The sequence below is a fragment of the Micromonospora sp. NPDC006431 genome, assembly GCF_042870725.1.
GTDB lineage: Bacteria > Actinomycetota > Actinomycetes > Mycobacteriales > Micromonosporaceae > Micromonospora.
Genome location: NZ_JBIAHQ010000022.1, coordinates 62,855 through 75,783 on the forward strand (window position 1 = coordinate 62,855; position 12,929 = coordinate 75,783).

The 12,929-nt window shown below is 68.4% G+C and carries 12 protein-coding genes, 4 tRNA genes and 5 pseudogenes; 5 read left to right on the forward strand and 16 right to left on the reverse strand.

All coding sequences use genetic code 11. The annotated features are described in order from the left end of the window. Positions 1-218 precede the first annotated feature (218 nt). Together ACFYM6_RS28815 and ACFYM6_RS28820 are read right to left on the reverse strand one after the other, a co-directional pair. On the reverse strand, positions 219-1,022 hold the full coding sequence (locus ACFYM6_RS28815; protein ID WP_387280541.1) for a hypothetical protein: 804 nt from the start codon (positions 1,020-1,022) through the stop codon (positions 219-221). A gap of 66 nt (positions 1,023-1,088) precedes the next feature. Then, entirely contained in the window at positions 1,089-1,736 is a 648-nt protein-coding gene (locus ACFYM6_RS28820) for a hypothetical protein (RefSeq protein WP_387280543.1), read from the reverse strand. A 153-nt stretch (positions 1,737-1,889) separates the two neighbouring features. Between ACFYM6_RS28820 and ACFYM6_RS28825 the strand changes: the two genes are divergently transcribed. Then, on the forward strand, positions 1,890-2,663 hold the full coding sequence (locus ACFYM6_RS28825; RefSeq protein WP_387280545.1) for a recombinase family protein: 774 nt from the start codon (positions 1,890-1,892) through the stop codon (positions 2,661-2,663). After that, positions 2,635-2,898: pseudogene (locus tag ACFYM6_RS28830) on the forward strand (recombinase family protein); the annotation flags it as partial. The gene ACFYM6_RS28825 and the pseudogene ACFYM6_RS28830, both read left to right, overlap by 29 nt. Positions 2,899-2,969: 71 nt before the next feature. Here ACFYM6_RS28830 and ACFYM6_RS28835 read toward each other — a convergent pair. The 8 genes from ACFYM6_RS28835 to ACFYM6_RS28870 form a co-directional block, all read right to left on the reverse strand. Beyond that, positions 2,970-3,042: transfer RNA gene (locus ACFYM6_RS28835), tRNA-Gly, on the reverse strand. A 15-nt stretch (positions 3,043-3,057) separates the two neighbouring features. Next, positions 3,058-3,131 (reverse strand) — tRNA-Glu (locus ACFYM6_RS28840). A gap of 105 nt (positions 3,132-3,236) precedes the next feature. Beyond that, a tRNA-Ala gene (locus ACFYM6_RS28845) sits at positions 3,237-3,309 on the reverse strand. 182 nt (positions 3,310-3,491) lie between these two features. Further along, a tRNA-Trp gene (locus ACFYM6_RS28850) sits at positions 3,492-3,564 on the reverse strand. Between the two features lie 73 nt (positions 3,565-3,637). Continuing rightward, a complete protein-coding gene (locus tag ACFYM6_RS28855; RefSeq protein ID WP_387280547.1) occupies positions 3,638-3,769 on the reverse strand; it encodes a hypothetical protein in 132 nt (43 codons plus the stop codon). A gap of 108 nt (positions 3,770-3,877) precedes the next feature. Further along, positions 3,878-4,846, reverse strand: coding sequence for a hypothetical protein (locus tag ACFYM6_RS28860; protein ID WP_387280549.1), 969 nt, complete (start codon positions 4,844-4,846; stop codon positions 3,878-3,880). A 120-nt stretch (positions 4,847-4,966) separates the two neighbouring features. Continuing rightward, entirely contained in the window at positions 4,967-5,392 is a 426-nt protein-coding gene (locus tag ACFYM6_RS28865; protein WP_387280551.1) for a hypothetical protein, read from the reverse strand. Continuing rightward, positions 5,340-6,083, reverse strand: a complete 744-nt coding sequence (locus tag ACFYM6_RS28870; RefSeq protein ID WP_387280553.1) for a hypothetical protein — start codon at positions 6,081-6,083, stop codon at positions 5,340-5,342. Before ACFYM6_RS28870 ends, ACFYM6_RS28865 begins: the two co-directional genes overlap by 53 nt. A 198-nt stretch (positions 6,084-6,281) precedes the next feature. Here ACFYM6_RS28870 and ACFYM6_RS28875 point away from each other — a divergent pair. Together ACFYM6_RS28875 and ACFYM6_RS28880 are read left to right on the forward strand one after the other, a co-directional pair. Then, positions 6,282-6,440, forward strand: a pseudogene (locus ACFYM6_RS28875) (phosphatase); the annotation flags it as partial. Between the two features lie 164 nt (positions 6,441-6,604). After that, positions 6,605-6,976, forward strand: coding sequence for a metalloregulator ArsR/SmtB family transcription factor (locus ACFYM6_RS28880; RefSeq protein WP_357703310.1), 372 nt, complete (start codon positions 6,605-6,607; stop codon positions 6,974-6,976). A 228-nt stretch (positions 6,977-7,204) separates the two neighbouring features. Here the strand turns inward: ACFYM6_RS28880 and ACFYM6_RS28885 are convergent. The 5 genes and pseudogenes from ACFYM6_RS28885 to ACFYM6_RS28905 form a co-directional block, all read right to left on the reverse strand. Continuing rightward, positions 7,205-7,563, reverse strand: a pseudogene (locus ACFYM6_RS28885) (alkylmercury lyase family protein). Between the two features lie 139 nt (positions 7,564-7,702). Further along, positions 7,703-8,764: a hypothetical protein gene (locus ACFYM6_RS28890; RefSeq protein ID WP_387280555.1), complete on the reverse strand. Its 1,062-nt coding sequence runs from the start codon at positions 8,762-8,764 to the stop codon at positions 7,703-7,705. After that, positions 8,757-9,095 (reverse strand): PadR family transcriptional regulator, encoded by a 339-nt coding sequence (locus ACFYM6_RS28895; protein WP_387280610.1) that lies wholly within the window; start codon positions 9,093-9,095, stop codon positions 8,757-8,759. Before ACFYM6_RS28895 ends, ACFYM6_RS28890 begins: the two co-directional genes overlap by 8 nt. A 438-nt stretch (positions 9,096-9,533) precedes the next feature. Continuing rightward, on the reverse strand, positions 9,534-10,016 hold the full coding sequence (coaD, locus tag ACFYM6_RS28900) for a pantetheine-phosphate adenylyltransferase (protein WP_387280557.1): 483 nt from the start codon (positions 10,014-10,016) through the stop codon (positions 9,534-9,536). A gap of 188 nt (positions 10,017-10,204) precedes the next feature. Beyond that, entirely contained in the window at positions 10,205-11,701 is a 1,497-nt protein-coding gene (locus tag ACFYM6_RS28905; protein WP_387280560.1) for a hypothetical protein, read from the reverse strand. 349 nt (positions 11,702-12,050) lie between these two features. Between ACFYM6_RS28905 and ACFYM6_RS28910 the strand changes: the two are divergent. Next, positions 12,051-12,152, forward strand: a pseudogene (locus tag ACFYM6_RS28910) (nuclear transport factor 2 family protein); the annotation flags it as partial. A gap of 72 nt (positions 12,153-12,224) precedes the next feature. On the opposite strand, the pseudogene ACFYM6_RS28915 reads toward ACFYM6_RS28910, so the two are convergent. After that, positions 12,225-12,880: pseudogene (locus tag ACFYM6_RS28915) on the reverse strand (transposase); the annotation flags it as partial. Positions 12,881-12,929: the final 49 nt, after the last annotated feature.

The window sequence follows — 12,929 nt, forward strand, 5'->3', positions numbered from 1 at the left end:
CGTTCCCTGCCAAATCATGATCCCCGCGCTAGACCACCAGGGCGAACTCGTCGCGAAATCCCGAGGCGAGGAGATGTCGAAGGCCCTACCGCTGGCCGAGTAGTCCAAGGTCCGTGCGGTACCAGGATGTTCCGATGATGACGTGGAGTTCCGGGCCGCGGCAGAAGGTGCGAGCCGCGCGTACCTCCATGCCGTCGGGCAGGACGAGCCGGGTCGGCTCACCGGCAGGCGCCACCGCTGCGGCATCGATCTGGAACGGAGCCCACCAGGTCGTACTCGGGTCCGTAACCGCGGACGAGCGCGCCGATGGTGCCGTCGGTCAGCAGGGCGTGCGCGCCGCGGTAGGGGGCCCGGCCGTGGTCGGTTGGCGTGTCGCCGGTGACGGAGACGAGGTGGAACTGGGTGTAGGCGCAGATCCATGCTGTCTCGTCGGCGAGGTTGAGGGCGTAGCAGTCGAAGATTTCCGGCATTGCTGGTCGCTGCGGGTAGAGCCAGTCCAGTTCGAGGTCTGTGGTGAAGCGGGCGAGGCCGTGTATCTGGGGGCCGCTGCCGGCCATGGCCTCGTCGAAGTAGCCGGCCCAGATCGCGCCGCCGGGCGTGGTCAGCACATGCGCGATCGCGTCGCCGAGGTCACCCTGATGTTCACGATGCCCATCGGGGGTCCACACCTCCGCGTTGGCGCCATCGCGGTTGCGCGAGCGGACGAGCAGGATGCGGCCGCCGGGTAAGGGCTGCACGAACCAGGGTTCGATGCACCCGTCGAGCTGCACGGACCGGACCGGCTGTCGGCTGCCGTCATGAATGGTGATCAGACGCCGTCGGGGTTGCTCCCGGCTGGCCCAGACGGCGAAGGCATGATTGTCCGGACCCACACCGACCGTCTCGGGTACCCGCTCCCATTGCCGATCGGCTTGGTCGGGGATCAGGTAGCCGGCGTGACGTAGCGGCGAGACCGGGAGTTGGAGGATCTCCAGCCGCCGGCGCAGGCTCTCCTGATCATGCTCATGTCTGGTCTTGGGCACGGGAATCTCCTCCTGATTGGTACGGGTCTGTTCGCGTCGACGGCTCGCTGCTGCCATGGTGGGCGATCAGACGGGGGTGGCGATGATCTGGGCACGGGTGATCAGGGCGAGCTGTAGGAGTTGTTCGTCAACGCGCATCTCGGCGTCGGCGTCACCCAGGTTGATCCCGACGCGATGCCGGGCCCCGATCAAACGGTCGAGTACGGGGATCACCGGCTGAGCGTGTGGGCCCATCGCGGCGAGAGCCTTCATGGCAGGTTGCGCGTATGCGTCATCGTCGAGGTATTGGGGAAGCGTGCTCAGGAGCATCGGAGCGGCTGGCGGGCCGTGGTGGCGCCAGTAGGCGGTCGCCAACTTGGCCTGCGTCCATCCCCGCTGGGTGAACAGGTGGTTCAGTTGGCGGACCTGCCGATCGGTGAGGCCACCGTGCTGGGCCAGCCAGTCGAACAGGTCCGAGGCGATACGACAACGACGGGGCTTGTCCGGTCGGGCATCGAGGTAGTCGTCCGCGATGCGCCGGTCCCCCGTGATCGTGAGCAACGCGCGTACGGCGAGGTCCGCTGCGGCATCGTCCGAGGCGGCGAACCGTCGCAGGAGCGGCACCGCCGGTGCGGCCGCCGCACCGATCGCTCCGAGCGCACAGACGGCCGGCCGTCCCTCGGCCAGGACACCGCGCTCCATCGCATCGGCGAGTCTGGCCGCCAGGTCGGGCACCGCATCGGCCGCGGTAGGGCCTGCTCATCGAACGGGGCGGAAACCGCCCTTCACATCAAACACGACCCAGATCATGAAGCACCGCAGCAGCATCCGCAACCGACTACCACCGGCTCCGGCCCGGCAGTCTCTTAACCAGCGCCAGCGGACTGCTTGTCCGACTCGACCATGAAGATCCTTCGTAGGAATGTCGGCGTGTCGGACAACCAGGGTGACGATGTCGAGGATCCCCTGACTCGATGGCTCAACAGCCAGCCGCAGGCCGGTCCGCAACCACCTACCCAACCGCGGCATGGTCTGCGGTTTGCGTTCTACGGCCGGATGTCGACCGGCGAGCACCAAGACCGGGTCACGTCCCGGCACTGGCAGCGGGACTGCGCCAGCGAGCTCGTCGCCGCTCACGGGATGATCGTCGCCGAGTACTTCGATGTCGGCTGCTCCCGCCGCCGCGGCTGGCGGCAGCGTCCGAGGGCCGCCGCGCTGCTGGCCGCGCTCCCCGATCCGCGCCGCGGGTTCGACGCGATCGTGGTCGGCGAATACGAACGGGCATTCTCCGCCAACCAACTGCAGCACCTGGCACCCGTGCTCGAACAACACGGTGTGCAGCTGTGGCTGCCCGAAACGGACGGGTCGGTCGATCACCACGACCCCACCCACCGGGCGCTGATCATGATGCTGGGCGCCCAGTCGAAACGCGAGGTGCAGCGCGCCCGGTTCCGGGTCGTCACGGCGATGCGGGCCCAAGCACGGGAGCGGGGACGGTATCTCGGTGGCCGGCCGCCCTACGGCTACCGGCTCGTTGATGCCGCCCCCCCATCCGAACGCCACGCACGCCCGCTGGGGCCGCCGGCTTCAGCGCCTCGAACCGGATCCGGCCACAGCCGGACACGTGCGGTCGATGTTCGCCCAACGCCTGGCTGGCCGTAGTCTCGCCAGCATCGCGCGTGCCCTCAACAACGCCGCCATACCCTGCCCGTCGGGCATCGACCCCGACCGCAATCCCCACCGCAGCGGCGACCGGTGGACCCTGCGAACGGTCGCGGCGATCCTCGCCAACCCCCGCTACACCGGCCGGCAGGTCTGGAACCGGCAACCCGCGCACACCGACACCGATACCAGCCGCCCGAAGCGAGAACCCATCCGACGGAACCCGACCGGAGATTGGGTGGTCTCCAAGCAACGGGTTCATGCCGCGTTGGTCAGCGAGCAGGACTTCGTCGCCACCCATCCGTCCGCTGCCGGCGGGCATCGAACCCGCTGCTTCGGTTTGGAAGACCGACGTGTCCGCCGAGTTCACCACGACCGCATGGCATTTCGTGCGTAGGCCGTACGGGGCTCGAACCCGTGACCTCCTGGATGAGAACCAGGTGAGCTGCCAGCTTGCTCCAACGGCCCATGGGTGGCAGATGTCCTACCAGCGTGCCCACCCTCCGACTCGAACGGAGAACCTGCCGGATTTCACCCGGCTGCTCGACCAATTGAGCTTGGTGGGCATGTACGTGGAGAAGGCGGGACTCGAACCCGCGGCCTTCGGCGTGCCACGCCGACGCTCTACCAGCTGAGCTACAACCCCATGGTCCGGGACCGGGGTGTCGAACCCCGTGTCTCTCGCTCCCGAAGCGAGCGGGTCAGCCGTCTCCCTCGTCTCGGAGGTATTGCCCCCGGGCCGTGCAGGCGCCGGCCGGGGTCTTGCTAATGACATCCACTGTGGAGCCGAGAATCAACAACGCCTCCGGCCGCAGCCGGGACGAAAAGCAGGGGCGACAGGACTCGAACCTGCAACCTTCGGTTTTGGAGACCGATGCTCTACCAGTTGAGCTACGCCCCTATGGAGTTGTTCGGGTAACGAAAAAGCCGCCCTATCCCTGGCGTGGTGGGCGGCTTCGCAGCTTGCGCTGGCGCTATTCGCGCCGCCACCCCGGCTTCCAGTTCTGCTCGCTCGCGCAGAGGTCGTGGGCTCGCCCGATCGAGGGCAGCACGACACCGCCGCGCGGCATGAACCGCGTGGATTCGGTGGAGACGTACTGCAACACGGGGAACTCCTCGGGTAGGTCGGGATGACCTTGCTCATTCAAGGTAAGGGCTGCGTCGTTCGGATGGCAATGGATATTCCGAGCCACGTTCATGTGATTCATGTCCGGCTATAGCGAGCCACTGTTGGCGGACAGCCGCTTGAGCATCCCGGCGGTCGCGACGATCAGCATCTCGGCGTCCTCCCGGGTGTACTCGAAGTCCTTCGTCACCCCCTGCTTGTGGCCCGCGCCGCTCATCGTCGAGAACAGGTCCTCGACCATGAACGCCCACCGCTCGTCGTAGGTCCGGTCCCGCGGGGTCTTCGTCCTCGCCGCGTTGAACAGCTTCTGCGTGCTGTACGCGGCACGGACCTGCTCCACGGCCTTGCGCGCCTCAATGATCGCCGGTTCGATGTTGCCCTGCCGGAGCAGCTCACGCGCCTCCCGCAGCGCCGCCACCGCGTCGGTGTAGTCCGCGCCCTTGGCCAGCGGCACCAGCAGTTCGACGAAGGCCCCAGCGTCCAGCTTGACCATCTGCGCCGCCCACTCCCCGGCGTTGATGTCGAACCTCAGGTCCCCGGTCCGCATCCGCTGCAACGGGAGCGCCTTGGCGAGTGTTTCCGCCAAACTCCCCAAGACCTTGTCCGCCTGAAGTCCTGTCGATCCCGACCGCCGCAGCGTCCGGTCCTGCTCCGAGTTAGCCGAGGTGGGTGCCTGAAAGTCCATCGGCCGCTCCAGCGAATAGACCGACAGGTTCAGGTTCACCCACAGGTCCCCGCCTGCGCGCAGCTGCTCGACGACGCGCAACTGCTCGTCGGTGGCGAAGCCCGACAGCCGGACCTCGCTTGCCTGCACGGACGGCGTGACCAGGTTCGCGGCGTCCAGGGCGCACAGCATCCACTGCCGACGCCGATGGTCCTCGACGTGCATCCACGCGCTAACCCGGTACGCGACGCCCCGTGCCAGGTTTTGTGCCTTGTTGATCCTCAGCGTCACCTCGACCTGCGCGCCTCCGACGCCCGGATACAGGCTCAGGGCGCGCCGGGCCGGCTCCAACTGGAGGGAGTCTCCGTTGCCGAGGTCGATGACTGCGTTCATGGCTCACCCTCTACTCTGGCGCCGGCCGTGGCGCTACGGCGGAAACCCTAGGCGACGCGACGGGTGGAGGCGAGGCCGTTACCCACGGCGCGTCGACTGTGGATCCAGCACTACGGCCTACTACTCGGTGGGGCGCTGGCGCAGCATGTCTCCGAGGCCCAGGGCCCGCAGCAGCCGGCCGTACAGCCGGTCCATGACGGCTGTGAGGTCGCCGCGGAGTTCCACGCTGGTGGCGCTGGTGACTCGCTGGTAGTGGTCGTCGGGGTACGGGACGGGGCTATCCCACAACCTGCGCGAGTGCTCACGCATCCGCGTGACCCTGAACATCCCGTCGAGGCGGGCGCCGACACCGACGACGCCTCGGAAGCCGCTGCGCTCCGCGACCTCCGCGAACACGGCGAGGGCGAGGGCGGTGTAGGTGGCCGCCTCGTACTGGTTGATGACCTTCTCGTACTCCGGTCGGTCCCTGGCAATCGCGGCCGACCACCGGGTCTCACAGCGGAAGGAGATCCTCGGCGAGGGCGTCCGGGATCTGCAGCGCGTCACTCGAACCAGTCAAGAATGGGAACCCGCCTCGGAGGAAGACCCAGTTAAGGTACTGCACGAACGGCATCGTCGTCTCCGCGACGAACAGCCCGTCGGCATGAGCATCAGGCACCGCCATGCCGTACGGACCACCACCGCTGACGTTGTCCTTGTGGTACCGGTCCGGCGCCAGGGTCAACTGGAACGGCCTGGCATTGGGATCATCTGCACTCCGATCGCGCCACTGCTCCCATTCATACTCGTAGTGGAAACGCATAGACGAGTGGGGATAGTGCGAACCCTCGACCTGGATCACCAGCGGATCGGCCGACGCAGACAGCGGCCAGTCCGGATGCGTACCGACGAGCCAGACATCCCCGACAATGCGCACCCACGACAGCAGCGTGAGCGGCACTGGACCGAACCGCTCCTGCAGCCAGGCGGCATACTCGACGGCCGCAGGAGTCGGCGGGATATGCGGTATCACCGGAGTCTGCTCATCATCGTTGGCGTGGAACCGATACCCGTCACGAATCAACCGCTGCACGATCACCTCGACGTTGTGCCGCGCGCGTCGAGCCATCTCGTCACAGACGAGCTGCACCTCCTCCAGTGCATCAGGATCCCGTACCGCATCACCGAGCTGCGCCAGCTCATCCCACACCTGCCCGCGCTCCCCGGCGCGGTAGCGAACCAGCCAGTCCCCAGTCATGGGCACGATCTTCTCGCATTCCGGCTCCGGACCATGCCCCAGAACGCACCACCCGCCCAGCCCCACCCCGGCCAGACCTGGTCGTCGCCACCGGAGCTACTGGCCCGCCGGAGGCAACCCCGGACCGCCTCGACCACTGCGACGACGGGTACCGGGCTTGGGCAGACTGAGGTGCTCGGCTCTCGGCCTTTTCAGGCTGGCCCCGGCCACGCCTGCCCCGCCTTTCCCGGAAAGCGCTACGAGGACTGGAAGCTCGAAGACCCGGCCGGCAAAGGCGTCGAGGCCGTGCGCCCGATCCGAGACGAGATCCGCGCCCGGGTGGAGAAGCTCCTCACCGAACTGCGTCCCATCGCCTGACCAACCCGACGGCGCTGCCCGTCCGCCCGGTCACCCGTTGGGCGGGGCCGACCCTCGCTCATCCGGCCGTTGACACGGCCGGGACAGGTCAACACGGCTCCCTGCGCAAACTGACGGTGACCGGGTACTGGTTCAACCGGCGTATCGACGGTGTTGGTGCAACGATGGAAGACGTGCCAACTGCGAAAACTGCTACGCCTGCCATCTCGCCGCTTGCCGGCGAGCCGATCAAGCGTGCCGATGCCGAGCGGCTCGCGGGAGTGCTGAAGGCAGTCGCCGACCCGGCCCGGCTACGACTGCTCAGTCTGATCCAGTCCGCACCAGAGGGCGAGGCGTCCGTCAGTGACCTCACCGCGCCGCTCGGTCTCTCCCAACCGACCGTGAGTCATCACCTTCGGATCCTCACCGAGGCCGGCCTGCTCGAACGCGAGAAACGCGGCGTCTGGGCGTACTACCGGCTCGTGCCCTCCGCGATCGCGGCGATCGCCGACCTGCTCACTCCGCCCCGCAAGCGAGCGACGAAGAAGGCCCGCTGAGCGGCACCCTCGAAGGCCCCCCGGGCCTGCGGGCGCCGGCAATGACGTCCGCACTGGTCACGACCGCGTCAACCACGCCGACAAGGTCTTGCCTACGACGCCTGGGCTGATCGGATCAGTGGCGACACCCTGGCTGCGGAGTAGGGACGCCAGTGTTTGCCCGTCACCGGCCAGCCGGCGCCGCTGGCCGGTGAGCCGCTTTCAACGGTGGCGATAGCCGACCGGGCATCAGTTCAAGGGGCGATCGATAGCGGTGTGGCGGGCGAGCAGCGGTTCGAAGATGTCGCGGCCGAGCGTGACGGCCTGGTCCTGGTCGAGAACCGTGGCGGCCAGGTTGGGGTGGGCTTTGATCCATGCCTGAGCGCTGGATCCGCTCGTGAAGAAGTTGATGGTGGAGCAGCAGGTGTCCACCGAGCGACCAGCGTCTCCGGTGGCCGCGTACACGATCACCGCTTCCGCCGGCTGAAGGTGGCGGCACCGTTGGTGATGGTTACGCGGACCGATTGGCCGGTGTGCGGGTCGACGGAGGCGACTGCCGCGTCGGTGCCGAGCATGAACGGCATGCCCAACGCGTCGATGGCGCACATCGCGAACACCTCGACATCGCCGAATGACACCCGGTGCGGCGTTGGCGTTGGGGAGAAAGGGTAGGCCGCGACCAGACGCCCGACGCTGTCGACGGCGACAAGATCTTCCCGGGCAAATTCCCGCAGCGGAAATCCGGGCTCAGTTTTCGGCGATGTCACCGGTCGGCGCTACCGCGGTTACGGGTCGAAGCCGGCTCATCCGGGCCGACCCGGCGATCAGGCTTAGGCTGCCGATCAGCGCGAGCGCGATGACGCTGACCGCCAGCGGGTTGGCGATCTGGTTGGCTAGCGGGTACATGTAATCGGCGACGAACAGCACGCTGGCGGTGTTCGGGTCCGGGACCATACTCAGCACGTTGTCCAGGGTGTTCACCCCGCAGGCGATAAGAGCCGGCAGACCGAGCAGCAGGATCAACCGCCGGGTCGACCGTGGGGCCCGGGCGACCCGGTGAGCCATCCAGGTCATCCCCTGCCACACCACGATCAGCCCGATGACGAACCCGGCGACCGCGCCGACGAGCACGCCACTCGGCTCGGTCGGATAGACGCCGACCGTCAGGCTGGTGTCGTGTCCGGACACGCGTAACAGCACCCCGTCCTGGTGCGCCCAGAACACCCCGTTCGGGCTGTTCACGCCGCCCTGGCTCAGGGCGCCGGCCTGCCAACCCGCACTCGTCACGTGCTGGTAGGCATCGGCCAGGACGGTCGGTGTCTCGGCGACCTGCTCGTAGACACGGATCTGGCCCATCGGTGCCGGCCGCCCGCCGTCCCAGCCCTCCTCAGCGAAATCCTGGAACTCGCCATACGTCTTGTAGGCGTAGGCCATGTCGAGGAGATTGTCGCCCGGGAGTTCATAAGCGGACGAGGCCGGCCGACCGGCCAGATCATCACTGAAAGCGGCAAGATCGGGTTCTTCGGGGTTGGCGAACCCCCAGACGGCCAGGGCGCCGGCACCGCCGAGCACCACAGCCAACCAGATCGCCACGAGGCCGGCCGCGAGCCTGCCGATCCAGGTAGGCGGCACGAACCGGTACCGAAGACCGTTCACCAGCAGGTAGGCCGCCTCGCCGCGCGACGGCCGGACCTGCCCCGGCTCGGCCGCGTCGAGCAGAGTGGTGAGGATTTCCAGACCGCGTTGGCGCCGGTAGAAACCGGGGTACGCGCGGAGCAGACGGCGGTAGGAACACTCGAGGTCAGGCATGCTGAACTCCCCCGATGAAGCCGAAAGCCTCGCGCAGTCGGGAGGCGGCCACCTCGGCGTTCGACTGGAGCCGCTCCACCGCGGCTTCGAGCGCCGCGCGTCCGTCGTCGGACAGCGTGTAGTAGCGACGCAGCCGGCCACCCACGGCCTCTTCCCGGTCGACGACGATCAGGCCCTCCCTGCTGAGCCGGTCCAGCGCCGCGTACAACGTCCCGGCCTTGAGCTTGACCCGCCCGCCGGACAACTGCTCGACGGCCTGGATGATCCCGTAGCCGTGCAGCGGGGTGGCGCGCACCAGCGCGGTCAGGATGAAGAACGTCGGTTCCTGCATCGCCATGGCCAAGACGATAGACCATCTCTATATACAGACTATCTTAGTAAAGCCGATCTGAATATCCACTGGGTGCTGGCGTCGGCCGCTTGGCTGCATCACGCGCGGCTTCGGCAGGTGACTACCCATCCACATCTCGGCTACTTGTTTCATTGACCTACGACCGTTGCCCGGCCAGGCTTCGGTCGAGGCGCCCGGGCTGTCGCTCTCATTTCGGCTGCCCGCGCTGATTGTGTGGCTCTCATTTGGCCTGCGCAGTCCCGGGCGTCGCCCCAAGGGCGGGGAGAGGCTCAAGAGCGCCTCTGTGTGTCAACCCGTGCTGGTGGCGAGTTTGAGTTGATCTTTGATGAGGTGTCGGTAGAGGACGTTGGTGAGGCGTCGTTTGAGCGCGCGTCTGAGCTTCCCCCGGTTCCCCGGACGGCCCGGTACCCCTGGGGGTCACTCCTCAGCGTTCAGGGACGGACGGGCCGACTGTGCCGAGCGGTATGCGCGTGCGACCGTGGACGAAGTGGCGGCCAGCTGCGGACGGGACGGCAACCAGACGGTCTGAATGCCGAGTTGCTCGTTCATCGCAGCGAGCTGGTACTCGTGGCGAAGGTCCGCGGCCGTGCGTAGGCCGCGGACGATGACCGTGGCGCCGCGGCGCAGGCAGTAGGCGGTGGTCAGGCCGGTCCAGGTGTCCACCTCGACATTGCCCCAGGCTGCCGGCATGGCCTCGCGCACGCGTACGGCCCTGGTCGTGGCCTCGACGGTTGGTCGCTTGTCGGCGTTCACCGCCAGCAACACGATGATCTGGTCGAACATCACCCGGGCACGGGCCACCAGGTCGCGGTGCCCCGGGGTGAACGGATCGAACGTACCGGGATAGACGGCCAACGAACCGCGTACCGGCACCACTCCATGATCCGACGTAGCCGTCACCGCGACTCCAACCACATGGCCACGATCATCCCAGCCGTACGTTTGCCGACCCGACTGTGGGCCTTGTCGTCACCGCCGGCCACCGCCGACATCCTGATCTGCCGCAAGGCGCTCGGTCACCCGCTCCATCAGCCGCAACGAGCGCGGACCGCGCCCGGAGCCAGCGCTTCAGCCGTATCCAGCCCGGGTCACGGGCGCAACCGGGGCCAGCTGGGCGTGGTGCCGATGAGGTCCGTCCGTCCGGTGGCCACCGCGATTACGAAGTCGGTGAGCGTGCCGTTGAACGGCTCCAGTTCCCCGGCCCGCTCGACGACGACGGTCCAGGCGTTCGGGTTGGGGTCGGTGGCGTTCCAGCCGATCAGGTCGCGGCCCTCGGTCCCGCCGCACATCACCACCGGGAACGGTGGCTGCTCGTCGTCGAGCAGGTCGGTGAACCATTGCGTGTGCTCGACCGGGTCGCCGAACGACAGCCCGTCGAGCACGGCCTCGCCGTAGCCGGTGACCAGCCGCTTGAAGTCGTCGGGCAACCGCCGGCCGAGTTCCCGCTCGGTGTCGGTCCAGTCGACCTCGCCGGGATCGGGCGGGCCGAGCAGCGTGGCGAGCAGGGCGAACGGGTCGCGGTGGCGTGCCGACGGCGGCGGCGCGGGCGGCACGCCGTCGGCGGCCGGGGTCCACAGCGCCGCCCCTGGGGTGGCCGCCGGATCGAGGATTGGCAGGTCCATCCGCCTGTCGAGCCACTCGGCCAGGAACGCCGTCGTGGGCAGGTCGATCCGCTGCCAGCCGGCGCCGATCACCACGACCGGCCAGTGGTCGGCGGAGTGCCAGGCCGGCAGCCACCACAGCGTCTCGCCGGTGGCCATCCGGCCCCACAGCCGCATCCCTGGCGGGTCCGGGTACAGGCCGGCCGGTGGGTCCGCCAGGTCGGCGGCGGCGTGCTCGGCGGCAAGGTCGAACCCGTCCGGCCCGCCCGGCGCGAGCAGGCGCAGCACGCCGCCGAGCGTTCCCGGCCCGGTGGCGTCGAGCAGCTCGCGGTAGTCCACCGGGGCGTCAACATCAGCCCAGGGCCCGGCCCGGTCGCGGGTCGCTGCCGCTGCCGGCAGCGCGGCGAGCAGTCGGTCCAGCCCGGACCGTGACGGCGTGAGCGGCGCGACCGGCGTGGGACGCGGCCGTTCGAGGCTCAGGTCGGGGCCGTACCGCGCGGGCAGCGGGCCGGTGCGGTGGCCGGGGCTCCAGTCGATGCCGTCGGTGACCATGGCCGCCACCAGGTCGGTCATGGTCAGGTCGAACCGGTGCCAGCGGTGATGGGCGAACCGGGCGACGACCGGCCAGGTGTCCGGGTCCTCGGAGCCGGACGGGTCCCAGAAGAAGTCGTCCCCGGCCCGGCTCGTTGCCCACTTGAGCAGCCCCCACGGTTCGGGCCAGAACCGGTACGGCGCCGAGCCGGGGTTGGCGTCGCGGTTGGACCGCAGCCAGCCCAGGGTCCGGACCTGGTACGGCACCTCGCTGCCGGCAGGCGACCAGATCCACACGTACTCGCCGAGGTCGATCGGTCCGTAGGCGGCGGCGAAGGCTCGGAAGTCGGCCGGCAGCGGCACCCCGAGGCGAGCCTCGACGTCGGCCCAGTCGACGGGTGGCACGTGGGCGGGTGGCGGCCCGATGAGCGCGGCGAACCGGTCGAGATCCACGACCGGCAATTATGCCTTCGTTGATGAGCGGTGCGGCAGCTCCGCCCATCGTCGTGGTAACAGGCCCGGAGTCGTGTTCGGGAGGCGAACGGATACCTGTTGGACGACGCCGGGTTTGCGTACCTGCCCAAAGGCCCAACTCCGGACCCGGAAACCCCCGACTTTGAGTCCCCGGTCTTCAAGCACCTCGGCGGTGCCTGGTACAGCTGGACCGCGAGTTGGTAGGCGAGGAACGCGAGGGCGAGTACCGGCCGCCCCACGCAACAGCATCCGCCTGGAAGATGAGGTTGCAGCCGTCTGGGGCGAGTGGGCGTTCCCGAACATCCGCTTGTGCCGCGAGGCTCGCGCTGGAGGTCCCCGCCTGGCGGGAACGGATGTCGTCCATCTGCGACGGAGCCTCATCGACCAGTTCATCGTTTTCGCGGGGGAGATCGAACCGTCCGCCTCCTGAGTCATCCTTCTGTCGCTGTCCTTCTCCTGAACTTGCCCCCTTCGGCGCTCGGGGGCTGCGGTTCGCGGTTGGTCAGGCTGCGGTGTTGAGGGGGCGTCCGCCCCAGCGGATGCCCTTTTCGCTGCGGACGCGGGCGCGTTCCTTGCGTTGGGCGGTGAGTACGTCGGGGTGGCGGGCGTTGGTGTTGCGCCAGCGCAGGTAGCGGTGCAGTGCCTGGGTTTGCGCGGGGTGGCTGCGGTGGTGGGAGTTGGCCAGGGTGAACTGCCGCAGCGGGGCGAAGTGGGCCTCGATCGGATTGGCCCAGGAAGCGTAGGTCGGGACAGCTCGACCTTGTTCTTCTTCGCCCAGCGGCGGATGTCCGCGCCGGTGTGGGCGGAGAGGTTGTCCAGGATGATGTAGATCGGGGCGCCGTCGAGTCGGGCGGCGCGGATCGACTTGAGCGCGGTCAGGGTGTTGGCGGTGCCCTTGCGACGTCGGTTGACGCCCCACAGGCGGTCGTCGCCCACGGAGTAGCAGCCGTGGAAGTAGGTGACGCCATGGGTGCGGCGGTAGGTCGCCGGCAGCCGGTTTGGCTTGCCCTGTTTCGCCCAGCAGGAGCCCGCGGTGGGCCGGATCCCCAGGGGCCCGAACTCGTCGAAGGCGAAAGCCCGGTCCGGGAAGCGGTCCAGCACCTGCTCAATCCGGTCGAGCTTGGCGTCGCGATCAGGGTCGGGCGACTCCTTCCAGGTCACTACAACGAGCACCGCCCCACCGGGCCCGCAACCAACTCCCGCCGGC

Bases quoted from the DNA above. Each gene is read 5' to 3' on its own strand.
- ACFYM6_RS28880 (WP_357703310.1), top strand. From the start codon at position 6,605: ATGGAAGACGTGCCAACTGCGAAAACTGCTACGCCTGCCATCTCGCCG.
- ACFYM6_RS28890 (WP_387280555.1), bottom strand. From the start codon at position 8,764: ATGCCTGACCTCGAGTGTTCCTACCGCCGTCTGCTCCGCGCGTACCCC.
- ACFYM6_RS28870 (WP_387280553.1), bottom strand. From the start codon at position 6,083: ATGACTGGGGACTGGCTGGTTCGCTACCGCGCCGGGGAGCGCGGGCAG.
- ACFYM6_RS28860 (WP_387280549.1), bottom strand. From the start codon at position 4,846: ATGAACGCAGTCATCGACCTCGGCAACGGAGACTCCCTCCAGTTGGAG.
- ACFYM6_RS28895 (WP_387280610.1), bottom strand. From the start codon at position 9,095: ATGCAGGAACCGACGTTCTTCATCCTGACCGCGCTGGTGCGCGCCACC.